The 25,839-nt window shown below is 61.9% G+C and carries 18 protein-coding genes and 1 pseudogene; 9 read left to right on the forward strand and 10 right to left on the reverse strand.

Annotated elements, in window-relative coordinates; genetic code table 11:
* Positions 1–2 precede the first annotated feature (2 nt).
* Positions 3–386: a lysozyme inhibitor LprI family protein gene (locus AC07W7_RS14480; RefSeq protein ID WP_495039554.1), complete on the reverse strand. Its 384-nt coding sequence runs from the start codon at positions 384–386 to the stop codon at positions 3–5.
* Between the two features lie 195 nt (positions 387–581).
* Here AC07W7_RS14480 and AC07W7_RS14485 point away from each other — a divergent pair, with 195 nt between their 5' ends.
* The 5 genes from AC07W7_RS14485 to AC07W7_RS14505 all read left to right on the forward strand — a co-directional run bounded on the left by AC07W7_RS14485 (position 582) and on the right by AC07W7_RS14505 (position 7,340).
* A complete protein-coding gene (locus tag AC07W7_RS14485) occupies positions 582–1,985 on the forward strand; it encodes a GntT/GntP/DsdX family permease (RefSeq protein WP_076962695.1) in 1,404 nt (467 codons plus the stop codon).
* 12 nt (positions 1,986–1,997) lie between these two features.
* A complete protein-coding gene (locus tag AC07W7_RS14490; RefSeq protein WP_495039555.1) occupies positions 1,998–2,858 on the forward strand; it encodes a MurR/RpiR family transcriptional regulator in 861 nt (286 codons plus the stop codon).
* A gap of 1 nt (position 2,859) precedes the next feature.
* Positions 2,860–4,323 (forward strand): N-acyl-D-amino-acid deacylase family protein, encoded by a 1,464-nt coding sequence (locus tag AC07W7_RS14495; RefSeq protein ID WP_495039556.1) that lies wholly within the window; start codon positions 2,860–2,862, stop codon positions 4,321–4,323.
* Between the two features lie 40 nt (positions 4,324–4,363).
* Complete coding sequence (locus AC07W7_RS14500) at positions 4,364–6,901, forward strand: dermonecrotic toxin domain-containing protein (RefSeq protein WP_495039557.1); 2,538 nt, start codon at positions 4,364–4,366, stop codon at positions 6,899–6,901.
* Positions 6,902–6,971: 70 nt separating this feature from the next.
* Positions 6,972–7,340, forward strand: a complete 369-nt coding sequence (locus AC07W7_RS14505) for a glyoxalase superfamily protein (protein WP_495039558.1) — start codon at positions 6,972–6,974, stop codon at positions 7,338–7,340.
* A gap of 1,955 nt (positions 7,341–9,295) precedes the next feature.
* Here AC07W7_RS14505 and AC07W7_RS14510 read toward each other — a convergent pair.
* The 5 genes and pseudogenes from AC07W7_RS14510 to AC07W7_RS14530 form a co-directional block, all read right to left on the reverse strand.
* On the reverse strand, positions 9,296–10,159 hold the full coding sequence (locus AC07W7_RS14510; protein ID WP_373562149.1) for a methyl-accepting chemotaxis protein: 864 nt from the start codon (positions 10,157–10,159) through the stop codon (positions 9,296–9,298).
* A pseudogene (locus tag AC07W7_RS14515) lies at positions 10,151–11,215 on the reverse strand (methyl-accepting chemotaxis protein); the annotation flags it as partial. The gene AC07W7_RS14510 and the pseudogene AC07W7_RS14515, both read right to left, overlap by 9 nt.
* Positions 11,216–11,416: 201 nt before the next feature.
* Entirely contained in the window at positions 11,417–13,234 is a 1,818-nt protein-coding gene (locus AC07W7_RS14520) for a CocE/NonD family hydrolase (protein ID WP_495039598.1), read from the reverse strand.
* Positions 13,235–13,253: 19 nt separating this feature from the next.
* Positions 13,254–14,693 (reverse strand): YfcC family protein, encoded by a 1,440-nt coding sequence (locus AC07W7_RS14525; RefSeq protein ID WP_495039559.1) that lies wholly within the window; start codon positions 14,691–14,693, stop codon positions 13,254–13,256.
* Positions 14,694–14,853: 160 nt separating this feature from the next.
* Positions 14,854–15,756, reverse strand: coding sequence for a LysR family transcriptional regulator (locus AC07W7_RS14530; protein WP_495039560.1), 903 nt, complete (start codon positions 15,754–15,756; stop codon positions 14,854–14,856).
* Between the two features lie 172 nt (positions 15,757–15,928).
* On the opposite strand from AC07W7_RS14530, the gene AC07W7_RS14535 reads away from it, so the two are divergent.
* Entirely contained in the window at positions 15,929–17,152 is a 1,224-nt protein-coding gene (locus AC07W7_RS14535; RefSeq protein WP_099169819.1) for an OprD family porin, read from the forward strand.
* A gap of 3 nt (positions 17,153–17,155) precedes the next feature.
* Here AC07W7_RS14535 and AC07W7_RS14540 read toward each other — a convergent pair whose 3' ends face one another.
* On the reverse strand, positions 17,156–18,574 hold the full coding sequence (locus AC07W7_RS14540; protein WP_495039561.1) for an ArnT family glycosyltransferase: 1,419 nt from the start codon (positions 18,572–18,574) through the stop codon (positions 17,156–17,158).
* A 193-nt stretch (positions 18,575–18,767) separates the two neighbouring features.
* On the opposite strand from AC07W7_RS14540, the gene AC07W7_RS14545 reads away from it, so the two are divergent.
* From AC07W7_RS14545 to AC07W7_RS14555, 3 genes are all read left to right on the forward strand, one after another.
* Positions 18,768–19,226 (forward strand): GNAT family N-acetyltransferase, encoded by a 459-nt coding sequence (locus tag AC07W7_RS14545; RefSeq protein WP_495039562.1) that lies wholly within the window; start codon positions 18,768–18,770, stop codon positions 19,224–19,226.
* A gap of 90 nt (positions 19,227–19,316) precedes the next feature.
* Entirely contained in the window at positions 19,317–20,819 is a 1,503-nt protein-coding gene (pdxR, locus tag AC07W7_RS14550; RefSeq protein ID WP_495039599.1) for a MocR-like pyridoxine biosynthesis transcription factor PdxR, read from the forward strand.
* 53 nt (positions 20,820–20,872) lie between these two features.
* Entirely contained in the window at positions 20,873–22,072 is a 1,200-nt protein-coding gene (locus AC07W7_RS14555) for a benzoate/H(+) symporter BenE family transporter (RefSeq protein WP_495039563.1), read from the forward strand.
* Positions 22,073–22,077: 5 nt separating this feature from the next.
* On the opposite strand, the gene dsdC is transcribed toward AC07W7_RS14555, so the two are convergent.
* From dsdC to AC07W7_RS14570, 3 genes are read right to left on the reverse strand one after another with little or no spacing between them, the layout of a single operon-like run.
* Positions 22,078–23,028: a DNA-binding transcriptional regulator DsdC gene (gene dsdC, locus AC07W7_RS14560; protein WP_495039564.1), complete on the reverse strand. Its 951-nt coding sequence runs from the start codon at positions 23,026–23,028 to the stop codon at positions 22,078–22,080.
* Between the two features lie 33 nt (positions 23,029–23,061).
* The gene (gene dsdA, locus AC07W7_RS14565; protein ID WP_495039565.1) at positions 23,062–24,417 is read right to left on the reverse strand and encodes a D-serine ammonia-lyase; all 1,356 of its coding nucleotides are present in this window, start codon (positions 24,415–24,417) and stop codon (positions 23,062–23,064) included.
* 26 nt (positions 24,418–24,443) lie between these two features.
* Complete coding sequence (locus AC07W7_RS14570; RefSeq protein WP_495039566.1) at positions 24,444–25,787, reverse strand: GntT/GntP/DsdX family permease; 1,344 nt, start codon at positions 25,785–25,787, stop codon at positions 24,444–24,446.
* Positions 25,788–25,839: the final 52 nt, after the last annotated feature.

Consider the following 25,839-nt stretch of genomic DNA (forward strand, 5'->3'; position numbering starts at 1 on the left):
GGTTATGGGCCGACGAGGTTTTCCAGTTCCTCGGCGCGGGTCTGGGTCATGTCCAGCACACAGCCGGAGCCGTTGACCTGATCAATATTGCCGCCGGTCGCGGAGCCGGCAAACGCGCAATTGGCATCGCGGTATTTGATCCACAGGCGCTGTACATCCTGCAGTTGCTGCCTGCGCGGGCCTTGCTGGGCTTGCAGTGCGGTCTTATAGGCCGTGTTCAGGCGCTTGTCCTGCACCTTGGTTTCCTGGGCATTGCAGCCGAGCATCGCGGCGGTGGTGTTGGCGGCGTCCAGGCACTGTTGCAGGGCCGGGCTGCTGCCAGCGGCCGTTGCGGTGCCGGACAAGGCCAGCAATAACGCGCTGAGGGCAACGATTCTACGATTCATGACGGGCTTCCTGAAGATGATGCGGTGTGCAATCTGAGACCGGACAGTGGCAGTCGAGTTTCTCGCACTTAGCCCTGCTTGCATGTAAGAACGATCCCCCGATTTACATCCCGGGTCTGCGGGCATGTCCCAAAGCGACAGCGCTTATCCGTGGGCGAAAATTACTTTCATAAAGTTTGAAAATATTCCTCGGTAATGATTTATGAGTTTCACAACCAATTCGACGTGACCCTTTCCGAGGAGTACCGCATGGCCGCATCACCGGGCGTCTGGCTGTTGGCATACGCTGCCATTGCCATCATTGCATTGATCGTGCTGATTGCACGTTATCGGATCAACCCGTTTATCGTCATCACCCTGGTGTCCATCGGCCTGGCGCTGCTGGCCGGGATGCCGGCGGATACGATCATGGGGTCCTACGAGGCGGGGGTCGGCAAGACCCTGGGGCATATCGCGCTGGTGGTGGCCCTGGGCACCATGCTCGGCAAGATGATGGCCGAGTCCGGCGGCGCCGAGCAGGTGGCGCGCACCTTGATCAACCGCTTTGGCGAGCGCAATGCCCACTGGGCCATGGTGTGCATTGCCTTCCTGGTGGGGCTGCCGCTGTTTTTCGAGGTCGGGTTTGTGTTGCTGGTGCCCATTGCCTTTACCGTGGCCCGGCGCGTGGGCGTGTCGATCCTGATGGTCGGCCTGCCGATGGTCGCCGGCCTGTCGGTGGTGCATGCCCTGGTGCCGCCGCACCCGGCGGCGATGATGGCCGTGCTGGCGTATAACGCCTCGGTCGGGCAAACCGTGTTGTATGCGATTTTGATCGGCATCCCCACCGCGATTATCGCCGGCCCGGTGTACGCCAAGTTCATCGTGCCACGCATCCATCTGCCCGCCGAAAACCCGCTGGAACGCCAGTTCATCGAGCGCGAGCCACGCACCCGCCTGCCGAGCTTCAGCCTGACCATGGGCACCATCCTGTTGCCGGTGGTGCTGATGATGATCGGCGGTTGGGCCAACCTGATTTCCACGCCCGGCAGCGGCTTCAACCAGTTCCTGTTGTTTATCGGTAACTCGGTGATCGCCTTGCTGGTGGCGACCCTGATGAGTTTCTGGACCCTGGGCCTGGCCCAGGGCTTCAACCGCGAGTCGATCCTCAAGTTCACCAACGAGTGCCTGGCGCCGACTGCCAGCATCACCCTGCTGGTGGGGGCGGGCGGCGGCTTGAACCGGATCCTGGTGGATGCCGGCGTGACCCATGAAATCCTCGGCATGGCCAATGCCTTCAACCTGTCGCCGCTGGTGATGGGCTGGCTGTTTGCCGCGCTGATGCGCGTGGCCACCGGCTCGGCCACCGTGGCCATGACCACCGCGTCGGGCGTTGTCGCGCCGGTGGCCCTGGGCCTGGGTTATCCACACCCGGAATTGCTGGTGCTGGCAACCGGTGCCGGCTCGGTGATCTTTTCCCACGTCAACGACGGCGGCTTCTGGCTGATCAAGGAATACTTCAATATGACGGTGATCCAGACCTTCAAGACCTGGACCGTGCTGGAAACCCTGATTTCCCTGGTCGCATTCGGTCTTACTTATGGTCTGTCTTGCATCCTGTAACCCGGAGACTCCATGGACATCCTCTACCAGATCCGCGCCCGCCAGGATTCCTTCAGCGCTGGTGAAGGACGTATCGCCCGGCTGATGCTTGAGGATGTGGGCTTTGCCGCATCCGCCAGCCTGGAAGCGCTGTCCCTGCGCGCCGAGGTCAGCACCGCCACCTTGTCGCGGTTCGCTCGCAGCGTCGGTTGCCGCGACTTGCGCGACCTGCGCCTGCAATTGGCCCAGGCCAGCGGCGTGGGCAGTCGTTTCCTGGATCCTGCGGGGTTGCCCGAGCAGTCGGCGTTTCATCGGCAGATCCTCGGCGATATCGAAGCAACCTTGCGCCAGCACCTGTCGGGCTTCAACCAGGCCGCTTTTGTCGATGCGGTGAACCTGCTGGGCAAGGCGCGGATGATCCACGCCTTTGGCATGGGCGGCCCATCGAGCCTGTGCAGCGCCGAGTTGCAGGTGCGCCTGGTACGCCTGGGCTACCCGATTGCCGCCTGCCATGACCCGGTGATGATGCGGGTCACCGCCGCCACATTGAGCGCCGAACACGCACTGCTTGTCTGCTCCCTCACCGGCCTGACCCCCGAGCTGCTGGGCGTGGTGGAACTGGCCCGCAACTATGGCGCACCGATTATCGCCATCACCCTGGCCGACTCGCCGCTGGCGCAGTTGGCCGACGTGTTGCTGCCGCTGCAACCGGCCGAAACCAGTTTTATCTATAAACCCACGGCGGCACGCTACGGCATGCTGCTGGCCATCGATGTACTCGCCACCGAACTGGCCTTGGCCATGCCGGACGACAACCAGGAACGCCTGCGCCGGATCAAGCTGGCCCTGGACGACTATCGCGGCGGCCCTGACAGCCTGCCGCTTGGAGATTGAGATGAAGTACCACACGCTGATTCGCCAGGCGCTGATCATTGATGGCAGTAACACACCGGGGTATATCGCCGACGTGGGGCTGCGCGACGGGCGGATCGAGACGATCGGCGACTTGTCGGCCGCCCAGGGCGAGCATGAAATCGAGGCCAGTGGCCGGGTACTGGCGCCGGGTTTTATCGACGTGCACACCCACGACGACACGGTGGTGATCCGCCAGCCGCAGATGTTGCCCAAGCTCAGCCAGGGCGTGACCACGGTGATCGTCGGCAACTGCGGCATCAGCGCCGCGCCGGTCAGCCTGCGCGGCGATCCGCCGGACCCGATGAACCTGCTGGGCAAGGCCGAGGCGTTTGCCTATCCGCGTTTTCTCGATTACCGCGCGGCAGTGGAAAACGCTCAGCCGGCCCTCAATGTTGCGGCATTGATTGGCCATACCGCTTTACGCAGCAACCATATGGACGACCTGCACCGCACCGCCACCGCCACCGAAATCGCGGCGATGCGCGAGCAGTTGCAGGAAAGCCTCGAAGCGGGCGCCCTCGGCTTATCCACAGGCCTGGCCTACGCCAGCGCGTTCAACGCCGACACCGACGAAGTGCTGCAACTGAGTGAAGAACTGACGGCGTTCGGCGCGCTGTACACCACCCATCTGCGCAGTGAATTCGAGCCGGTGCTGGAGGCCATGGACGAGGCGTTCCTGATCGGCCGCCATGCCAGGGCACCGGTGATCATCTCCCACCTCAAATGTGCCGGCGCGGGCAACTGGGGGCGCAGCCCGCAACTGCTGGCGTCCCTGGAACAGGCGGCGAAGAACCATCCGGTGGGCTGCGATTGTTATCCCTATGCCGCCAGTTCCTCGACCCTGGACCTCAAGCAAGTCACCGATGCCTTTCGCATCACCATCACCTGGTCGACGCCGCACCCGCAAATGGGTGGGCGGGACTTGCAGGAGATTGCCGCCGAGTGGGGCGTGTCCCTGATGGACGCTGCCCGCCGCCTGCAACCGGCGGGGGCGGTGTACTACGGCATGGATGAGGCCGATGTACAACGCATCCTCGCCCATCCGCTGTCGATGGTGGGCTCCGATGGCTTGCCGGAAGACCCGTTCCCCCATCCACGCTTGTGGGGTGCATTCCCGCGGGTACTCGGACATTTCAGCCGCGACCTGGGACTTTTCCCGCTGCACACAGCTGTATACAAAATGACCGGCTTGTCGGCCGCGCGCTTTGGCCTGGCCGGGCGTGGCGAAATCCGCGAGGGGCACTGGGCCGACCTGGTGCTGTTCGACCCGTTGCGGGTAAGGGATGTGGCGGACTTCAAGGACCCGCAACGTGCCGCCGAGGGCATTGAAGGGGTGTGGGTCAATGGTGTGTTGAGCTACTGCGACGCTCGGGCGAACGGTCAGCGGGCAGGGCGTTTCCTGGCGCGTAGTGGTGATTTGCGGACGGGTTTTGTCCTACAGTGATTTGGCGCTATACGACGCCAGATGTGTCAGATTGTGGTCAATGATGGCTTACAAAAAACGGGTTGTGGGTGTGGGGGGGCTATCTAAAGATAGGCAGGACTTTTTACGGAGATCCTGTATGCACAATCAATATGATAGCGTCAGTCGTTTCGGTAACCCGTCCATCTTCACTGCCACTGCGACCGACGGAAAACGCACGGACGAGGCAGATTTGCCAGGCGACAATGGGCTGGAAACCTTTCCGTTCCCCCGCGATACGATCAAAGGCTGGATCCAGGAAAAAGTCTGGAACCTGACCCATCAATGGATCGATCCAGACAAGGTTTACCTGCATAAATTCTCATCCGCCAACAGCACGCACAACACCAGCGCGGTGACGGGCTGGGAGCATAGCGGGCCGCCCGAATCCTCCATGACCCTCACCGAGGCCGTCGCCAGCGATTTCTTTTCGGCAGAGCGCTATGGCACCGCCGGTAAGGCCCAGGCGGTCGCGCATTTCATTTCCTCGAACAAAAGCCCGTTCTCGTTGCTTGACAGTGAAAGTGTCCCGGACTTTTTCAAGCGCCTGGGCCTGTTCATTCTTGATCGGACCGGGCCTGGCTACATCTATTCAAAGTTTCATGAAGATGTACCCAATGCCAAGGAGGCCTGGCGTGATCTGGATTCGGTCTACGGCCTCTATCTGGATGGCCCGCAAAAGGGCAGCTATAACGCTGACAATCAACTGCGCCTGAAACCCAGCGAGTTGTTGGATGTGGTGCGCGAGGGTGACCTGCAGAAGAAGGTGATCGCCAAGCTGGACGACTTCTGGACCCAGAACGGCAGCGAGTGGCGCACATTGGCGAAAAAACAGTTTGTCATCGAGGCTCGCGCTGCCCGGGACCTCAACCAAAAGGATCCCAGCCAGGGCTTGAGCCCTCAGGCGTATGCCAGTGTCATGCAAGCGGCGGCGCCCAACGTGCCGCTCGAAGGGCCGGTGTCGAAGGCGCAATTGCAGGCAGAAGCCACGCCAGCCCAGGATACCAAGGTGCTGTGTTTTGATATCAATGGCTACAGCTCCAACAATATTTTGCGGTTTGTGGCCTCGGACGGCGGTGAAACCTTGTATATCCCCGGGAACACCCCCTCCCTGTTGTCGTTCAAGGACCGCGCGGCGGTGGATCAATGGGTGCTTGAGCAGAGCAAGGACCCGGCGAAGGCCACGGCGCTGGAGGAGCATTTTTCCCTGCGTGATCGTCAGCAGGGCATCTTCGGTGCCCTGAGTAGCAACGGGGTGGACAGCACCCTGAAAAAAATAAGCACCGGGAACATGGCGGCCAACGACAGCCATATCAACACCCTGAATTACCCTATCGGTGGCGACGTGTTTTCCTATATGGCCAGCCAGACCCGCCAGCGCATCAACAACGATGCAGACACCGAAATGAAGTCCAATGCCGAGGTATATAAAGACGATGCCCTGGGTATGTTGCAGGCGGGCAACGCCGTATTTTCGATTCCGATGGCCCTGCTCGGGCCGATTGGAATCGCGATTGGGGCGGCGTCGTATGGCGCGCAGGTGGGGTTGGAGATCGACCAGGCGGTCGAAGGCGATACCCAGGCCGAGCGCAAGAACGGCCTGCACGCCGCCGCGATGGACGTGGCGACCATGGCGTTCTTCCATGCCTTGGGCAAGTCAGGGTCATCTACCGGCGAGGCACCTCTTGAAACGGTCCCGCAGCCAGCGGCGGGTGAGGCCGCAAGCGCATCCGGCAATAAACCCTTTTTCAATTACCGACGGGTGAACGGGAAAATCGGGGTCGTGATGAGCCCGACCGCTCCCCCCCGTTTGCCAGAGCCGCAGGGGGGGAAACTGAATCCGCTATGGGATCCGTCCATGGAGATTTACTTGCAGCCGGGCGCCAAGCGGCCCCCGGTGCAGCCCAGCTATGAGATCGTGGAATCACCCAACCCCAAAAGGCCAAGGCTTGATGAGTCGGAAGGTGAACTGTCGGAGGATGAGCAGTCGCCGCCTTCCGTGGCTTCGGATGCCACGTCATCCGGGGATTACGAGCCTTATGAGGATAATATCATCAAGACCAACCCCTTCAAGGACCGTGTCACCCTGCCTGCCGGTGGTTATTTCAACAGTCGGGGCATGATCGAGCGCACTGACCTGCCCAAGCTGTACCGCGTCGAAAAGGCAGAGCGCGTGGAGCGCCGGGGGAATCCGGAAAATATTGGTTTCAGGGATTCCAATTTCTTTTCCGGTCCCGAAAAAATGATGGACGGCAATGTGGTGGTGGCTTCCCGCTCCAAGGCGGCGGCCATGCACTTTGGCGATACGGAGTTCGGCGGCGATTATAATCTGTACGAAATCGATAGCCGCGGCATTCCTGCTGTGTCCTTCAATGAAAATATCGAGGCCAACCCCCAGTTCGTCGAAGCCCGTCAGTGCGTGGCGCCAGGCACCCTTGAGCGTCTGCGCAAGGAGGGCCGTCTGGATGAGTTTGCGGCAAATTCCTACAAGTTCGATGAAGTACATCTGTCCAATGATGACCTGTCGAACGCGCGGATTACCAAGATTCCCCATTCTTGAGTGCAAAACTGCCAAGCGCTTGGGGTAGGGTGGTGCATTGACAGGACGTTTTCTGGAGTTGGAGAGTCTTATGCAGTTAGGAACAGTCACGCCCATCCTGCGGATTTTCGACGAGGCCAAGGCGCTGGAATTCTACGTCGATTTCCTGGGGTTCAAGGTCGATTGGCAGCACCGGTTCGAGGCGGATTTCCCGTTGTATCTGCAAGTGTCCCTGGGCGAGTGCGTGCTGCATTTATCCGAGCACCATGGCGACGCCTCGCCAGGCGCGGCGGTACGGATTCAGGCGCCGGGGGTGGATGCGTTCCAGCAGCAATTGCAGGCCAAGAATTATCGCTTCGCCAAGCCTGGAGTCGAGGAAACACCCTGGGGCTCACGGGAGATGAGCATCAAGGACCCGTTTGGTAATCGGCTGGTGTTTGTCGAGGAGGGCGAAGGCTGATCGACAAATCGCAGGCAATAAAAAACCGCCTTGGTAGGGCAGTTTTTTATTGCAATCCCCGTTAGTGGCTGGGGTTGCGCGCTCACAGGAAGCACTGACGTGTTGGCGATACTACTGCCGCTTTATGGCTTTATGCAAGACCTGACGAGAAACGTTCGCCACTCTCGTCCGTGCCAGTTTTTGTTACTGGCAAACGCAAAAAACAGCAACAACTTTGCAGGGGGATCCGCCGCTGTTTGTCACACCTTGGCGTGAGGTGCTGAGCTAATATCGCCCTCGTTTTGCGTTCGCCGTGAAGTAGGTTGGCTGGGTTCGCGCGCACATTTTGGACCGACTGCCACGGGCTGGTAATCCGTGCCGGATTCATGCAGGAGGACCATCAACCCCGCCGCCTCACAGGAGCACTGACTAGCGTCCAAAGGCTCACGTGTTCCGGTAAGTGTGCTGGAGGTAAGGCCCAACTCTAGGAGGGCTGAGTATGTCCAAGTTTGCACGACGTACGTGGGACCTCGTTGTGAATTGCCTGCGTGTCTATCACGTCTGGAAATTCCTGCGAGACAGCTTCGATGACCGTTAAGGCCTGAGAAGCGGAGCCGCCCCGGTTTCGGCCGGGGCGGCTTTTTGCTGTTTGCTTGGAATTGCGAAGAAGGCGAGGTTGGATCGACAAATCGCAGGCAATAAAAAACCGCCTTGGTGGGCGGTTTTTTATTGCAATCCCAGTTAGTGGCTGGGGTTGCGGCCTCAAGAGACGCAATCGACCTGCCGGGAAATACTAACGTTGGTCATATCGGTTTGCAAGGTTCAACGATGATTGGCCCCGATCGTTTCTAAAGCTTTTTTCGCATCAAATCAGGCTGCAAAAAACTGCAATAAATCACCTATCAAATACTGGATGTTTGACCACTGTTGGTCACACCTTGGGCCGAAGTTTTGGTTAGGATCTTCCCCGTTCTGCGTTTGTCGTTTTTGGGGGCGTCGGGCACGCACGCGAATTCCGGACCGGCCGCCACGGGCTAGTAATCCGTGCCGGATTCATGCGGAAGGACCATTAGCCCGGCCACCTCAAGAGACGTAACCGACCTGCGTCCAAAGGCTCACGTGTTCCGGTAAGTGTGCTGGAGGTAAGGCCCAACTTTTGGAGGGCTGAGTATGTCCAAGTTTGCACGACGTACGTGGGACCTCGTTGTGAATTGCCTGCGTGTCTATCACGTCTGGAAATTCCTGCGAGACAGCTTCGATGACCGTTAAGGCCTGAGAAGCGGAGCCGCCCCGGTTTTGGCCGGGGCGGCTTTTTGCTGTTTGCTTGGAATTGCGAAGAAGGCGAGGCCGGATCGACAAATCGCAGGCAATAAAAAACCGCCTTGGTGGGCGGTTTTTTATTGCAATCCCAGTTAGTAGCTAGGGTTGCTATCTCAAAAGGAGCAATCGACTCGCAGGGATATTAGCGCTGTTCATATCGGTCTGCAAGATTGAGCGATGATCGTCTCTGAAGGTTTTCTCGCGTCAAATCTGGCTGCAAAAGGCTGCAATAAATCTACCGTCAAATACTGGATGTTTGACCACTGTTGGTCACACCTTTGGCCGAGATGTTGGTTAGGATCTTCCCCGTTCTGCGTTTGTCGCTTTTGAGTGAGTCGGGTACGCGGGCGAATTCCGGACCGGCCGCCACGGGCTAGTAATCCGTGCCGGATTCATGCGGAAGGACCATTAGCCTGGCCACCTCAAGAGGAGCGATCGACTCGCGTCCAAAGGCTCACGTGTTCCGGTAAGTGTGCTGGAGGTAAGGCCCAACTCTAGGAGGGCTGAGTATGTCCAAGTTTGCACGACGTACGTGGGACCTCGTCGTGAATTGCCTGCGTGTCTATCACGTCTGGAAATTCCTGCGAGACAGCTTCGATGACCGTTAAGGCCTGAGAAGCGGAGCCGCCCCGGTTTTGGCCGGGGCGGCTTTTTGTTCAGACCCGGAAATGGCTGACCATCTGCTGCAACTGGCTGCCCAGTCGTGCCAGTTCGACACTGGACTTGGCGGTCTCGTCGCTGGCTGTGGCCGTCTGCTCCGAGACATCACGCACATTGACGATGCTGCGGCTGATTTCTTCGGCCACGGCGCTTTGCTGTTCGGCAGCGGCGGCGATCTGTTGGTTCATCGACTGGATGTTCGACACTGTGCGGGTGATGTTCTCCAGGGAGACGCCGGCCTTGCGGGTCAGTTCGACGCTGCTGTCGGTCAGGCTGCGGCTGTTGTTCATCACAGTGGCCACCTGCTGGGTACCGTTCTGCAAGCCGGCAACCAGGCCTTCGATTTCCTCGGTGGATTTCTGCGTGCGCTGGGCCAGGCCACGCACCTCATCGGCGACCACGGCAAACCCGCGCCCGGCTTCACCGGCGCGTGCGGCTTCGATGGCGGCGTTGAGCGCCAGCAGGTTGGTTTGTTCGGCCACGGCCTTGATCACGTCCATCACACTGCCGATCTTGTTGCTCTCTTGTTGCAGGTGCGCCATGGCGTCGGTAGAGCGCGCCACTTCGTCGGCCAGACGTTCGATCTGGGCGATGGCTTCGGCCACCACCTTGTCGCCCTCGCGGGCCTGGCCATCGGCGGCCGATGCGGCCTGGGAGGCCTGTTCGGCGTTACGCGCCACTTCCTGCACAGTGGCCGTCATCTCATGCATGGCGGTGGCCACTTGATCGGTCTCGATCTTCTGGCTGTTGACCCCGGCGCTGGTCTGTTCGGTCACGGCCGACAGCTCTTCGGCGGCGCTGGCGATCTGCGTGACGCCGTCGCGGATACCGCTAATCAGCTCGCGCAAGGTGCTGCCCATGCGCTGGATGCCTTGTTGCAGCACGCCCAGTTCATCGTGGCGGGTCACCTGGATGTTGTGGCTCAGGTCGCCAGAGGCGATACGCTCGACCACCGCCAGGGTTTCCTGCAGGGGGCGGGTGATCTGCCGGGTGATGACCAGCGCGGCGATAATGCCCACCAACAACGCCAGCACCGTGCTGATCAGTTGCAGGCTGCGGGCCCGGACGCTTTCGGCGTCGCGACGTTGCAGCTGGATGTCATACAGCGCTTCGCTGCGTGACACGATATCGGCGCCCTGCACGGTCATTTCCTGGCGGGCGAGGACGATATTGGCGTTGGCCGTTTTATACACCTGCAGTGCATTGCGGTAGGCGCCCAGGGCGTTTTCCAGGGCGGTCAGCTCGGTTTGCTGGGACTCGCCGAACACGTTCTTCAAGCCTTTGAGGCCATTGATCGCCGATTCGATTTGCGCCGCCGCACGGGCCTCGGTGTCCGGGTTGACGTTGCCGGTGTAGCCGCGCACTTCATAGCGGGCCACCTGGAACTCTTCCTTGGCATGGTTGACCGCTTCGTACTGGGCGAAGCGCTCACTGCTTTCAGGCATCTGGCGTACGCTGTGGTCCAGGGCCGCAATCACCAGGCCGGCGGCGTCGGCGCGCTCGCCCATGGTTTGACGTGCCGCGTTGCCGTTACGGTAGGCCTCGCGCATTTTGTTCAATGACTGCTGGTAAGCGGTGATGATGGCTTTCTGTTCGTTGAGCAGCTTGAGGTTTTCCGGGCTCTTGAAGCTGTTGATCAACTGTTGCTGCTGCGCAGCAAAACTGTCGAGGGTGGCCTGGACATTCTCTGCCACGGTTTCGTCGCCATTGGCGAGCATGTATTGCAGGCGCACGATCCGCAGTTTGGTCAGCGAAGCATTGAGCTGGGTGATATCGCTCATCCAGTTGCTGCGGTCGATCAGGCCGCCGAGGCTGGTCCAGCCAGTGAGCGCAAGGATCGAGGTGAGCACCAGGACCAGGCCGAAGCCCAGGCCCAGTTTCAAGTTGACGCTGATGTTGCCAAACCATGTATTCATCGAATTCCTCCAGGAACAGATTGCGTGTACATCAGTTGCTGGAAGATCGCCCAGCCGATGGAGAGTCAGGGGGTATCGGCAGGCAGGGCGAGAGCTGAAACGGTTTTTTAATCAAGGCAGGCTTCGTGGATGAGTGGTTGCTTTCAACCGCTGGCGCCCAGTGGCGAGCGTGCAAGCCCGCTCGCCACTGGGCGGTGGGGGTCAGCTTGTGGGCAGGATGCTCAGGACCAGGCACGACGCCGCCTCCCGGCTCATGTGCAGACGATTGTGCGCGATGCGCGGGTGCCTGGCCTGGCCCTCGGCTTCGCCGCTGTTGGGGTTGACGTCGAAGCGTGGGAAGTTGCTACTGGATATGTCCAGACGCAGGCGATGGCCCTGCTTGAACAGGTTGCAGGTGGCAAAGGGCTCAATAGTCACCTTCACCCGCTGGCCGGGCGTCAGCGGTGTGGGCTGCTCCCAAGCGTCGCGATAACGGCAGCGGCGGATGCCATCGGTGATGTTCATCGCAAAGCCTTCCGGGTAGGCGGCACTCGGTGGGTAGACGTCCACCAGCTTGGCGGTGAAATCGGTGTCCGGTGCGTCGCTGTCGATCCACAACTCGATCTGCACCGCCCCGGCGACAATCAGGTCGGCCGCCAGGGGCGCGGTCTGGAAACTCAGCACATCGTCACGCTCGCACAAGGGCCGATTGTCACCACGGCTGCCAAAAAAATCTGCGCGTTCGCGCTGGTCGAAGGCCCCGCCGACAAAGATCGGCGCGCCGGACGTCAAGGCCCCGCCCACGGTCGGCACCGGGTTGGCCGGGTCGGCGTAGTAACCCAAGACGGCCTCGTCAGTGCTGGGTGCAACCTCGGTCAATTGCCGTTGCTTATCCAGGTACAAGGTCAGCGCCTGGGTGCCGGGCAGTGGCCAGTGCTCGGCCTGCAACCAGCGCCCGCCATGTTGCAGGCGCCCCTTTTCATCCGGCAAGCCGCTGCCGCCGCCCATCAGGAACACCTTCACCTGGGCCTGCGGTGGCGGCATCCCGGGCTTGAGGGATTGCTCGAACCAGTGCAGGCGGCAACTCAACCAATCCTCGGCCACCTGGCCGTCAAACGCGGCCTGAGCGCCGAACTCCACATCGCCGCTATGGCTGATATTGCGGTCACCGTGCAACCACGGCCCCATGATCAACTGTTGCGGTGCGCGGCTGGCCTGGTTAAAGGCCGCGTAGTTGGCCAGGGTCGAACTGACATAAGCGTCGTACCAACTGGACATGAACAACACGGGAATATCCGGCAAGCGCCCGTAATGCCCTTCGGCATAAATCCCGGGTTTCTGCCAGTAGGGGCCGAAGGTGCCCTGGGCCCACTGCTCCAGCAGATAGGCTTCGTACTCGGGCACATGGCGCAATGGCGACTGACCCGCCTGCCAGGGCATACGGCGGAACCATGCGTGCAGATCTTCCGCTTCCAGCGCCTGGCGCACCTGCGGGTCGGCCAGGGCGGCCGGGCTTTCCTTGGCCTGGCGAAACGCCCAGGTGGCCTGCTTGAGTTCAAACGCGCCGCCCTGGCGAATCCCGCACTGGTAGGCGTTGGCGAAGCCGCCGCTGTCGAGCACCATGCTGCTCAGGCCCGGCGGATGCAGGCAGGCCATCGCCAGTTGGGTATGGGCCGCGTAAGACAGGCCCATGCTGCCGATCCTGCCATTGCACCACGGCTGGCGGACGATCCAGGCCAGGGTGTCGAAACCGTCTTCACCCTCGGCGGTGTACTTGGTGAACAGCCCTTCGGAGGCGTAGCGCCCGCGGCAATCCTGGAAGATCGCGACAAACCCCCGGGCGGTAAAACGCGCCGCCATTTGCTCGCGGGAGATGTGCTGGCCGTCGAGCTGTTTTTCCGAGCGCGACGGTTTGCACTTGTCATAGGGCGTCCGCTCGATCACCACCGGAAACGGTCCTGCGCCGTCCGGCAGGTAGATATCGGTGGCCAGGTGGATGCCATCGCGCATGGCGATCATCTGGTTGTGCAGGGTTTGCATAGGTAAAACACTCATCGACTCAATATCCGGTGTGCACGGCAATCGCCAACAGCACCATCGCCAGCACCGCATAGATCAGGAACAGCGGCAGGATATAGCGCGCCCACTGGCCCCAGCCGACGTTGGCGGTGGCCAGCAGCACCAGCAGGCCGCTGGAGGTCGGGGTGATCATGTTGGTCAGGCCGTTGCCCATCAAAAAGGCAAACACGGTGGTTTGCGGGCTGACCCCGGACAACTGGCCCAGCGGCCCGAATATCGGCATGGTCACCGCGGCCTGGCCGGAGGTGGACGGGATCAGCACATCCAGCCCCAGCTGCGCGAAGAACATGCCGTAGGCCGAGACCACCGGCCCGTGGTCGCCCACCAGGTTGGCCAGGCTGTTGACGATGGTGTCCAAAACCTGGCCCGTGCTGAGGATGATTTCCACGGCGGTCGCCAGGCCGATCAAGACGCCGGCGATCAGGACCTTTTTCATGCCATCGACAAACGCGCTGGCGGCGGTGCTGGCGGCCAGCCCGGCGATCACGGCGAAGGCCACGGTCAGCAGCAGGTAGAACGCCGACAGCTCATGGTATTTCCAGCCCCAGCGGTTGGAGGCATACACCAAAAAACCGATCCCGCCGCCCAGCACCAGCAGGTTCAGCAGGTGGCGAATCGGCAGGGGCTTGCTTTCAAAGGCGATCTGCGCGCTGGCATCAAAGCCGTGCCTGCGAATGCTCCACAACACAAACGCGATGCCCACCAGCAGGAAGGTGCAATAGGCCGCGACGCGCATGCTCAAGCCACTGAAGATTGGCAGGCCGACCATCGGCTGGGCCACGGACAAGGCCACCGGGTTGGAGATGGACGCCAGGTAGCCGATCTTCACCGAGATGGTGACGATGGCCAGGCCAATCAGGTTCGACAGCCCCAGGCGATTGGCCATGGCCACCATCAACGGCACGATCAGGATGAATTCCTTGGCCAGCCCCATAAAGGTACTGCCGGCGGAAAACACCAGCATCAGGCTCGGCACCAGCACGTAGATATTGCCGCGCGTCAGGCCCAGCAGGCGCTCCAGCCCGGCGTCGATGACCCCGGCCTTGTTCAGCACGCCGAACATGCCGCCGATGAACAGCACCATGAAAATCAGCGCCGCACGCTTTTCGATGCCCTGGGGAATGGCCATGAAGCCTTCCACCAACGATACCGGGCGGGCCATGGTGTCGCCGGCCTTGCGTGGTTCCAGGGAGAACAGCTGGCTGAGGGCGTCCTGTTTTTCCAGCACCTGATACGAGCCTGGCACCACCAGGCCATTGTGGCGCTGGAACTTGCCGGCGTTCACTGCATAGGTGAACGCCACGGCGAGCAGGACGATGCTCAGCAGAATAATCGCCGGGTTGATTTGCTTGCGTTGCACGGGTTTGTCTGCGGCCGCCTCGGTGGGCGGTGGGGTACGGAGGATCTGCGGTTCGGTCATACTGGCGGCCCCGGCGCGACCCCGTCTGGGCGGGGTGTGTGCGCTGTTATTGTTGTGGGTAGTGACGCTTGGTTGGGCGGACACTAGGGCAAAGCGCGCAGGCCCACAACGTTATGCATGGGGCGGGTTGGGGTATGCGTTTTACGCAGTCGGTGTGGGGTTATGGGGTTTTTTCGATGAGATTCAGCCGCTGCTTGAGGTGCTCGGCAAAGGCCGTTACCAACTGCGAGCGTGGTTCATCGGCCCGAAACGCCAGGCCAAATGTATAGGGCAGCGCCGGGCGAAACGGCCGGCTGACAATCGGCAGGTGCATGAAGTGGCTGGCCAGCAAGCCATTGACGATCGACACCCCCAGGCCTTCGGCGACAAAGCTGCAGGCGGCGCCCACCGAGTGCACTTCGACCCGCACCTGGGGTGTCAGGTTGGCGGCGCGGAACATCTGGTTCAGCTCGGTACGCACCGCCCGTTGCCGGCCCAACATCACCAGGGGCATATCGCGCAGATGCTGCACCTCGATGAACGCGTGGCGGCTCAATGGGTGGTCGGCCGGCATCACGCACACGCCTTCGGTGTGCAGCACCGGCTCGATATCGAAGTCGGGAATCTCGGTGGGCAGGCGCACAAAACCCAGGTCGGCTGTGCGGTCCAGCACGGCGCGCTCGATCATGTCGTAGGAGCCGGTCAGCAACTCGACCACGATGTCTTCATGGTCCTTGAGAAAGTCCGCAACAATACGCGGCAACAATTGCTGGGTCATGCTGGTGGGCACGCCGACCTTGAGCAGGCTCTTGCGCGAGCGGCCGACGCGCATCTCATCCGCCAGGCGCTGGATACGCTGCATGCCGTCCACCAGGCCGGCGACTTCGGTGAGCAATTCCTCGGCCTCTGGCGTGGCCATCAAACGACCCTTTTTGCGCAGGAACAGGGCAAATCCCAGGGCGTCCTCCAACTGGCTCAACAGGCGGCTGACCGCAGACTGCGACAGGCCCATGCGCGTGGCCGCGCCGATGGTCGAGCCGGTGGACATGATCGCCTTGAAGGCTTCGAGTTGCTTGAGGTTCACCGTGGGTTTCCTGTCGAAGGGCGGCTTTGCGCATAGCGTCATGCGCTTCTCGCATAACGTTGTGGGGCGTTCGGCAAGCCGTTAGTGTCCGCCCCAATGTGACCTGGCGTCCAGCCTGGCACACGGCGCAACTGCCCATAAAAATCGACAATACGGCATTGAGGAAACAGGTATGCGTGAGCGTTTCACGAGGGGCGGCGCGGTCACCGCCGGCTTGCTGGCGAGTCTGTCGCCATCGCTGATGGCCCAGGGGTTCTGGGAGGATTCCCAGGGCAAGCTGACCCTGCGCAATTACTATTTCAACGACGGTTATCGCGACGGTGGCGAGGACCGCAAGGAGTGGGCGCAAGGCTTTCTGCTCAACCTGCAGTCAGGCTACACCGCAGGCACCGTAGGCTTTGGCCTGGATGCCCTGGGGCTGTCGGGGATCAAGCTCGATTCCAGCCGCACCCATGCGGGCACCGGCCTGTTGCCGGTCCACGACGATGGGCGCGCCGCCAATGAGTTTTCCAGCCTTGGCGTGACCGCAAAAATGCGCATCGGCGCGGCCGTGGTGAAAACCGGCACCCTGTTGCCCAAGATCCCGGTGCTGGTGCACAACGACGGGCGCCTGCTGCCCCAGACGTTTCGCGGCACCCAGGTCGAATACAGCGGCATCCGCAACCTGTACCTGCACAGCGGGCATCTGGATCAATTCAAGCAGCGCAACTCCACCGACAGCGTGGATATTTATCCACAGGGCTACAGCGGCAGAAAGGGCAGCGACTTTGATTTTGCCGGCGCCACCTATGCCTTCACGCCTACGCTCAGTGGCACTTGGTACTACGGGGAAATGCGCGAGTTCTATCGCCAGCAATTCCTCGGCCTGGTGCATAAACAGCCGCTGGGCCCGGGCAGCCTGACCAGTGACTTGCGCTACTTCATCAGCAATGAAGCTGGCGAGGCACGCAACGGCAAGGTCGACAGCGACATGTTCAGCGGCCTGTTCACCTATCGCCTGGGGCCGCAGGCATTGGGCGTGGGCTACCAGAAAGTCAGCGGCGACACCGCGTTGCCCTATGCCAGCGTGTCGACGGTGTACTCGTTCAGCAACGCCGGGGTCGGCAAGTTTATCCAGGCCGGTGAGCAAACCTGGATGCTGCGCTATGACTATGACTTCGCCGCCGTGCTGCCGGGCCTGAGCTTCATGACCCGTTACTACAAGGGCCAGAACGGCGACTTCAAGGGCCGCGAAGCGCGCGAGTGGGAGTCCGACACCCACCTGCGCTACGTGATCCAGGACAGTACCCTCAAAGGCCTGGGCGTGGAGTTGCGCAAGGCCACCTACCGCTCCACTTATGCCAGTGACCGCGATAACTACCGGGTCTACCTGACGTACGACCTGGCGCTCTGGTAGGCCTTACTGTTCGACAAAGTAGTAGGGGCGGCTGCCCACAGTGATTTTCTGGAGGGGGGTGACCGGGGTCGGCAGTTCTTCGATGCGGTCCAGCAGCGCCACGTTGCCCGGCTTGGCATCGAGATAGGCGCGCAGTTGCGCTGGCGATTGCAGGATCGGCAGGTTGCGCATGGTGTAGAACACCGTGGCGCCCGCCACGCGCTCATTGGGTTGGTAGAGCACCACCGTGTGGCCTTGGGCTTGCAGTGCCTGGACCTGGTTGGTCAGGGGCACGAAGGATTCACGGCGGTCGGCCTTGGGGGCATACCAGATCGCGGCGCCCAGGTAGCAGGCGATCACCAGGGTAAACACGCCGGCAATCAGGCGGCGGCGCAGGCGTTCGCTCAGGCGCCCGAGCAGGACGGCTCCATACTCGGTGGCCAGGATGGCCGCCGCCGGTGTCAGCGACATCAGGTAGACCGTGCGCTTGCTCGACGCGAAGGTCAGCAGGGTAAATTGCGCCACCAGCCACAGGCTGAAAAACAGCAGGTAACGATTGCTCGCCAGGCGTTTGCGAAAGTGCCACAGGCCCAGGTACACCAGGATATTCCACGGCAAAAAGGCCTCGGGCAGTTTGGCCAGGTAGTAGTAGATCGGCTCGTAATGCCCGGCTTCGACGAAGGAGCCGCTGAAACGTCCGACACTGTTGGTCCATAACACCTCACCGACCGCTTGCATCCCACCGCGCTGATACAAAAAAAACAGCCAGATACATAAAGGCACCAATGCCACTAAAGTGAACACGCCCGGGCGCAGCCATTGGCCAGGCCGCACACGCTTGTCCAACAGGCTGGTGCCGGCCAGGTAGGCAAAAATCACAATGCCCGGCATCGCCAGGCCCAGCACGCCTTTGCTCAAGGTGGCGATCGCCATCCCGGCGCTAAACAACATCCAGCTGCCCATGTTGGAGGTGTGTTGCGCCTCGGGCCGGGTGGCCTGGTAGAACGCCAGCAGCGCCAGGGTCACGCCGAGGCTGAGCAACGCGTCCTCGCCCACGCCGCGCACATTGCTCCAGTAACTGGCCATGGTCGCTAGCATTAACGCCGCGCAAAACGCCAGGGGCTTGGGCCGCCCGAACCGACGCAGCATGGCGTACAGCAGCATCACACTGAACAACCCGGCAAACGCCGAGGCCAGGCGTACCACGCCGGTGCTGGCGCCAAACAGGCGAATCGCCCCGGCATCCAGCCACAGGCTCAGGGGTGGTTTTTCCAGGAACGGCTCACCGAACAGGCGCGGCACCACCCAGTCGTTATCCAGGTGCATAGCCATGGCAATCCCGGCCACTCGGGCTTCGGTAGAGCCTTGCAATGCATGATTGCCCAGGGCCACGAAGAACAGCAGACCGGCAAGCAGCAGCAACAGTGGGGCAGGGCGGGTCATGGGATGGGTTACCGGAGGCAAGGGGGCAGTGTTGGAGTATACGAAGGCAATCCTTAACGAATTGTGAACGCAGAACCTATTGTGGATTGGCCTGCCAAGTAGCCTCGAAGTGGTCGGTTCGCCGCGGCCAGGGAAACCTACCATTGCCTTGTCCCGAGCCATCCCGGCCTGGGGTTCCCGATAGGAGAACGCGATGAGTAACGATCCACAGGCAATCGTGGTCAGGGCAGTGCAACCTGAAGACTATGAGCAATGGCTGCAATTGTGGCTGGCGTACCAGGACTTTTATCAAGTCAGCCTGGATGAGACCACCACCCGCACCGCCTTCAGCCGCTTGCTCGATGCCGATGAAGTCATGGCCTGTGCCGTGGCGGTGCAGGGCGATGAGTTGGTGGGGCTGGTGCATGCGCTGTTGCATCGCTCGACCTGGGCGGTCGCCGACTTCTGCTACCTCGAAGACCTGTACGTGGCCCCCACGGTGCGCGGCGGCGGCACCGGCAAACTGCTGATCGAATGGGTCCAGCGCTATGCGCAATACCACGGCTGCGCACGGTTGTACTGGCATACCCAGCAGACCAATAAGCGCGCGCAGAAACTCTACAACTGGATCGCCGAGGACTCGGGCTGCATCGAATATCGCATGGCCCTGTAGCGCCCGCCCACAACGCTCGCCGATATTGGTCGTGGACATATCGGCGGCATCGCACAAAGATGCATGGTTTTTACCCTCTTGGCCAAGTCAATGACCCACAACCTTGAACTGGACACGCTGAAGATCCGTCTGGCAGACCCCAAGCTGGCCACCCTGGATTTGCGGGTCCGGGTGCAGCGCGTGCTGCGCCAGTTGATCCTCGAGGGCATCCTCGCGCCCGGCAGCCGCTTGCCCGCCACGCGCACGCTGGGCAAGTCACTGGGCATCTCCCGGGATACCGTGGAAATGGCCTACGTCCAACTGCAATTGGACGGTTACCTGTGTCGGCGCGAAGGCTCGGGCAGTTTCGTCTCCGAGAAGATCGGGCCGAGCCTGCTGGGGGCGCGCAAGCGCCGGCCGGTGGTGACGAACCAGGCCTCGGCGTTGAGTGCCAGGGGCGCGCAGATCCTCGCCAGCGGCGGCGTTACCGACCAGCAGGTGGTCAAGGCATTTGCCACGGGGTTGCCGGAAACGCGCACCTTTCCCGTGGGCATCTGGGAGCGCCTGCACCGCCAGGCCTTGAAGGATTATCGCCCGAACCTGCTGTTGCACGGCGACCCGCAAGGCGCCGAACCCCTGCGCCAGGCCATCGCCGACTACCTGAACCTGGAGCGCGGTGCGCGGGTCACGCCGGATCAGGTGCTGGTGCTGTCCAGTACGCGCCAGGCCCTGTATTTGTGCGCGCAGGTGCTGGTGGATGAAGGCCAGCCGATTTTGATGGAAGACCCGGGTTACTTCGGCGCCCGCAAGGCGTTTGAAATGGCCCAGCTCAAGGTGGTGCCGGTGGCAGTGGACGCCAAGGGCCTGTGTATCGACGCCTTGCGCGCCGACCGCAGCGGCGCCAACGCCGTGTATGTCACACCGTCCCATCAATACCCCAGCGGCGCAACCCTGGCGCTGGAGCGGCGCCTGGACCTGATCGCCTGGGCCGCGCAGCGCCAAGGCTGGATCATCGAGGACGACTACGACAGCCAGTTTCACTACGAAGGCCTGCCGACCGCCTGTGTGCAGGGCCTGGACAACTACCAGCGCACGTTGTACCTCGGCACCTTCAGCAAATCCCTGTACCCCGGCTTGCGCATGGGCTTTATGGTGCTGCCCCGGGAGTTGGTCAAGCCCATGACTTACGCCCGCAGCATCCTCGACGGCCACACCCCGCAAATCACCCAGTTGACCCTGGCGCGCTTTATGAGCGATGGGCATTTCGGCAGCCATCTACGCGCCATGCGCAAAATCTACGGCGAGCGACGTGACGCCATGGCCGAGGCGGTCGGGCGCCACTTGAGCCATGTGGTCACCGCCAGCTTGCCGCCCGGGGGCTTGCAGTTGCCTTGTGTGCTGCATGAGGGATGGTCGGAGCTGGAGACGATTCGCCAGGCGGCGCGGGTCGGTATCCAACTGCCAGGTCTCACGCGGCTCTATGCCCAACCACCGGCAAGGGGCGGTTGGCTGCTGGGGTTCTCGGCACTGACACCCAGTGAAATCGACAGCGCCAGCCGACAGTTGGCCAAGGCCCTCAAGGGTGGTCTGGTGCAAGGTGGGGAAGTGGACTGAAAGGACGGTCCGGTGCTTGGTAGCCTTTGCGGCCTTAACCCAAGGAATGCGCCATGAACCGACCCGCCCCACGCCTGCGCCTCGCCGACTACCTGTCCCCCAGCATCAGCGCGCTGATTTCGGTCATCGTCAATTACGCCGGCACTTTTGTCCTGGTGTTCCAGGCCGCACACCTGGCGCAACTGAGCGCGGCGCAAACCGCGTCCTGGGTCTGGTCGGTGAGTATCGGCGTGGGCGTGACCGGCGCGTGGTTGAGCTACCGCCACCGCGAGCCGATCATCACGGCGTGGTCGACGCCGGGGGTGGCCTTTCTGGCGACGGTCATGCCGTTTACACCGTATGCCGAAGTGATCGGCGCCTATGTGATGTGCGCCATCGGTTTTATCGTGCTGGGCCTGAGCGGTGCGTTCGAGCGCTTGGTGCGGCTGATCCCCGGTGGCATTGCGGCGGGTTTGCTGGCGGGGATTCTCCTGCAATTTGGCGTGGCGGCGTTTGGTGGGGCCAGCGCGGACCCGCTGCTGGTGATTGCCCTGGTGGTGTCCTACGCGGTGCTGCGCCGTTTCACTTCACGGTATGCGATGGTCGGGATTCTGTTGATTGGCCTGGGCTTGCTGCTCGCCCAACAGCGGCTGGACCTGCACAGCTTGGAGCTGCAACTGGCGGCACCGGTATTTGAAATGCCGCATTTTTCCATCGCGGCGTTTTTTGGCGTGGCCTTGCCGCTGTTCGTGATCACCCTGACCGGGCAATACATCCCCGGCATGCTGGTGCTGCGCAACGACGGGTTCAAGACCAGCGCCAACCCGATCATCACCGTCACCGGTTTGGGGTCGCTGCTGATGGCGCCGTTCGGGGCCCATGCGTTCAATATCGCGGCGATCACGGCGGCGATCTGCACCGGGCGCGATACCCATCAGGATCCGTCCAAACGCTATATCGCCGGGTTGGTGTGTGGGGCGCTGTACATCCTGGTCGGGGTATTTGGCGTGACGCTGGCGACCTTGTTCATGGTCCTGCCCCGCGCGTTTATCACCACCCTGGCGGGCCTGGCGCTGCTCGGGGCCATCGGTTCAAGCCTAGCCAATGCCATGGCCGATACACGTACCCGGGAAACCGCGCTGATCACCTTTTTGGCGACGGCGGCCAATGTCACGTTGCTGGGCATTGGCGGCGCGTTCTGGGGGCTGGTGGCGGGGCTGTTGGTGCATGGGGTGATTCATGGTGGGCGTAGAACGGTGGGCAGTGTGGCGTGAGGTCATCAGGCGGGGCGTTGGGATGAAAGGGCTTGCTCGGTCAGCCAGTCGATCAGCGCCTTGAGCCGTCTGGGCAGGGTTTCGTGGGCGGGGTGCACCAGATAGTAGCCATAGTTCACCGCCTCCCTGAACTCACCGAACGGCAGCACCAACTCGCCATCCTGCACGCGCTTGCGTACCAGTTGCTCACGGCCAATGGCGACGCCCGCGTGGTTGATTGCCGCGAGGGTGCTCAAGTCGGAGCGGTCAAAGGTCATGAAGCGGTTTGGCAGCTCGCTGTGGTCGCCCACCGCATCCAGCCATAAACGCCATTCTGCATCGAATGCAATGTTGTCCCACGCCGCCACATCGTGCAGCACCGTGCAGTGCGCCAGGCGTTCCGGGTGCCCGATCAAGCCATGGGCCTGGGCATATTGAGGGCTGCACACCGGGGCCATCCGCTCGGGCATCAGGCGGATACTTTCCAGGCCCGGATGCTCGCCATTGGAGTAGCACAGCACCAGGTCGATACGGCGGGTGCGATAGTCGATCGGTTCGTTGCCGACCCGCACATCCAGTTGAATCCCGGGGTAGCGGGCGGTGAAATCGGCCAGCCTTGGCACCAGCCAGCATTGCGCGACGGAAGGCCTGGCGTAGAAGCACAGCTGGCCTTCGATCTGCGTATCGGAACGCTCCTGCACAGCCTCGGACAGGGTGTCCATGGTGTGCTGCATGACCTTGAAAATCCGCTCGCCGTCATCGGTCAGGTCGACCTTGCGCGGCAAGCGATGGAACAGCTTGAGCGACAGTTCCTCTTCCAGGCGCGCTATGCGGTGGCTGACCGCACTGGCGGTCAGGCACAGCTCGTCAGCGGCGCGGGCGAAGCTGAGGTGGCGGGCGGCGACCAGGAACGTATGCAGGTTGGACAGGTGGGCGCCGTTGAGCTTGGGCGCTTTGCTCAGGCCAGGTGCTGCCATGTGGGTATCCCTCTTCGCGTCAACCGCCGGCGATCAGCGATGGGTGGTCGTTTGCAGAGCGCGCCCCTTATCCAGGTAGGTGGCGAACTCTTCAGCGGGGACCATGCTGCCGCCGGTTCCCCAGATCAAGTGCGTGGCGTTGGCCAACTGCGTGGCCCCGACGCCAATGCGTTGCAAATACTGCGCGTCCTTGAGCACCCGCACAATGCCTGGCGCGCCGGCCAGGGCCGAAGGTTCGAGTTTTACCCCTTCAAGCTCATGGGCGAGGAACATCAGGCGGTAGAGTTCTTCGTCGGTGACGGTGTAGTAGCCATCGATCAGGCGCTGCATCGCCTTGCCGACGAAGCCAGAGGGACGGCCCACTGCCAGGCCGTCAGCCGCAGTGAGGTTATCGATGCCGAAGTCCTGCACGCTCACCTGGTCATGCAGCCCGGTATACACACCGAGCAGCATGCAGGGGGAGTGGGTCGGTTCGGCAAACACGCAGTGCACCGCATCGCCAAACGCCAGCTTCAAGCCAAACGCCACGCCACCAGGGCCGCCGCCAACTCCGCAGGGCAAGTACACGAACAGCGGATGCTCGGTGTCCACCCGCACCCCGGCCACTTCAAACTGCCGGGCCAGGCGCTCGGCGGCCACGGCATAGCCGAGGAACAGGTGGGGCGAGTTTTCATCGTCGATGAAATAGCAGGCCGGATCGTTTTGCGCCTGCTGGCGGCCGTTTTCCACGGCAACGCTGTAGTCGGATGCGTACTCCACCACCGTCACGCCGTTGGCGCGCAGTTTGTCCTTCTTCCATTGGCGCGCATCCGATGACATATGCACCGTCGCCTGGAACCCCAGCGTGGCGCTGATGATGCCGATGGACAGGCCAAGGTTGCCGGTGGAGCCCACGGCGATTTTGTACTGGTTGAAGAACGCCCGTGCGTGCTCGCCGGCCAAGGCCGCGTAATTATCGTCGAGGCTGATCAAGCCGGCCTGCAGGGCCAGGTCTTCAGCGTGCTTGAGCACTTCATGGATACCGCCACGGGCCTTGATCGAGCCGGAGATGGGCAAGTCGCAGTCTTTTTTCAGCCACAGCGCGCCGCAGTCGGGGAGGGCGGCTTCGCTCAACAGTGCGTGCTGCATGGCCTTCAGCGGTTGGATTGCCGATTCGATGATGCCACCCGCCGCCGCCGTCTCCGGGAACACCTTGGCGAGATAGGGCGCGAAGCGAAGCAGGCGCGCGCTGGCGTCTTTTACATCGTCCAGGCTCAGGCCGACATCCCCGAGGGCCACAGCGGCCGGGGCGATCGCGGGGTTGAACCAACTGACCTGCTCAAGTGCGACCAGCGCCTTGATGACCGGGTGGCTTTCATACCAGGCGTCGAGCGTTTTACCTTGAATCATGGGCACTGCCTTTGAAGTGGGGGTCATCATACAAACCGGGAAAGGGTGAGGGTAAAGATCAGGGCCGCCACCGAAGCGAGCACGGTGGCGCCGGTGAATTTCTTGAGGGCTTCGGAGAGGGAAATCCCCAGGTACTCTTTTACGACCCAGAACGCCGAGTCCGTCACGTGGGTCCAGCCGATGGCACCGGCACCGATGGCGATCACCAGGATCTCGGGGCTGTATTGCGGGTTCTGCCCGAGGATCGGCAGGACCATGCCGGCGGTGCTGATCATGGCCACGGTGGCCGAGCCGACGGCGAAGTGCATCAGCCCGGCGATCAACCACGCGAGGAGGATCGGGTTGATGTTGGACTGCCCCAGCACATCCGCCAGGACCTTGCCGATACCGCTGCCGACCAGCATGTCGTTGAACGCCCCACCGGCGCCGATCACCAGCAGAATGCCGGCCAGTGGCGGGAAGCAGCGGTGGGTCAGCTCAAGCAGATCGCCCATGCCCAGCCCACGGCGCAGGCCCAGGGACCAGTAGGCAAAGCAAATCGACAGCGCCAGGGCAATCAGCGGGTTGCCCATGAAGGACACCCATTCAAACGCCATCGTGCCTTTGCTCAGTAAAGGTGTTGCCAGGGTTTTGCCGACCATCAACGCCAAGGGCAGCAGCACCGTGATCATCGCCATGGCGAAACTGGGGGCCTGGCTGTCATCGATGCTCCCCTCGCCACGCTCAGCCAGAAACTGAGCCTGACCGGCCGGGGCCTGCCGCGCGCAGGTCAGCTTGACCCAGATCGGCCCGGCAATCACCGCCGTGGGCAACCCGACGATCAGCCCGTACAGAATCACCTTGCCGATATCGGCATTGAGCATGCCGGTAATGGCCGTGGCGGCGGGGTGCGGCGGCAGGATGCAGTGCACTACCATCAGCGAGGTCGCCAGCGGCACGCCCAGGTACAACAGGTTGATCCGGGTCTGCCGGGCAACCACATAAATCAGCGGGATCAGCAGCACAAATCCCACCTCGAAGAACACCGGAATCCCGGCAATAAAGCCCACCAGCATCATCGCCCACGCGGCGTTCTGCTCGCCCAGCAGGCGCAGCAGCGTGGTCGCAATGCGCTTGGCGCCGCCAGACTCTTCCAGCAACTTGCCGAGGATGCTGCCCAAGCCAATGATCCCGGCAAGGAACCCGAGCGTACTGCCCATGCCCTTCTCAAATGCCGAGACAATCGCGGTGGGGGTCATGCCCGTACCGACCCCCACCAGCAGGCTGGCGGCGATCAGGGCCAGGAACGGATGGACACGGCATTTACCGATCAGCACGACAATCAATAGGATCGACGCGCCAAGGATCAATAGAGAAAAGGTCGGGGACATGGGTGGGTCTGCTCCATCGCAGTTATTGTTAGTTGTTTGCGATGGATTAGAT

The sequence above is a fragment of the Pseudomonas sp. GW821-FHT01D09 genome (assembly GCF_059422465.1).

Bases quoted from the DNA above. Each gene is read 5' to 3' on its own strand.
- AC07W7_RS14480 (WP_495039554.1), bottom strand. From the start codon at position 386: ATGAATCGTAGAATCGTTGCCCTCAGCGCGTTATTGCTGGCCTTGTCC.
- AC07W7_RS14485 (WP_076962695.1), top strand. From the start codon at position 582: ATGATTTATGAGTTTCACAACCAATTCGACGTGACCCTTTCCGAGGAG.
- AC07W7_RS14490 (WP_495039555.1), top strand. From the start codon at position 1,998: ATGGACATCCTCTACCAGATCCGCGCCCGCCAGGATTCCTTCAGCGCT.
- AC07W7_RS14495 (WP_495039556.1), top strand. From the start codon at position 2,860: ATGAAGTACCACACGCTGATTCGCCAGGCGCTGATCATTGATGGCAGT.
- AC07W7_RS14500 (WP_495039557.1), top strand. From the start codon at position 4,364: ATGATGGCTTACAAAAAACGGGTTGTGGGTGTGGGGGGGCTATCTAAA.
- AC07W7_RS14505 (WP_495039558.1), top strand. From the start codon at position 6,972: ATGCAGTTAGGAACAGTCACGCCCATCCTGCGGATTTTCGACGAGGCC.
- AC07W7_RS14510 (WP_373562149.1), bottom strand. From the start codon at position 10,159: ATGGGCAGCACCTTGCGCGAGCTGATTAGCGGTATCCGCGACGGCGTC.
- AC07W7_RS14520 (WP_495039598.1), bottom strand. From the start codon at position 13,234: ATGCAAACCCTGCACAACCAGATGATCGCCATGCGCGATGGCATCCAC.
- AC07W7_RS14525 (WP_495039559.1), bottom strand. From the start codon at position 14,693: ATGACCGAACCGCAGATCCTCCGTACCCCACCGCCCACCGAGGCGGCC.
- AC07W7_RS14535 (WP_099169819.1), top strand. From the start codon at position 15,929: ATGCGTGAGCGTTTCACGAGGGGCGGCGCGGTCACCGCCGGCTTGCTG.
- AC07W7_RS14540 (WP_495039561.1), bottom strand. From the start codon at position 18,574: ATGACCCGCCCTGCCCCACTGTTGCTGCTGCTTGCCGGTCTGCTGTTC.
- AC07W7_RS14545 (WP_495039562.1), top strand. From the start codon at position 18,768: ATGAGTAACGATCCACAGGCAATCGTGGTCAGGGCAGTGCAACCTGAA.
- pdxR (WP_495039599.1), top strand. From the start codon at position 19,317: ATGACCCACAACCTTGAACTGGACACGCTGAAGATCCGTCTGGCAGAC.
- AC07W7_RS14555 (WP_495039563.1), top strand. From the start codon at position 20,873: ATGAACCGACCCGCCCCACGCCTGCGCCTCGCCGACTACCTGTCCCCC.
- dsdC (WP_495039564.1), bottom strand. From the start codon at position 23,028: ATGGCAGCACCTGGCCTGAGCAAAGCGCCCAAGCTCAACGGCGCCCAC.
- dsdA (WP_495039565.1), bottom strand. From the start codon at position 24,417: ATGATTCAAGGTAAAACGCTCGACGCCTGGTATGAAAGCCACCCGGTC.
- AC07W7_RS14570 (WP_495039566.1), bottom strand. From the start codon at position 25,787: ATGTCCCCGACCTTTTCTCTATTGATCCTTGGCGCGTCGATCCTATTG.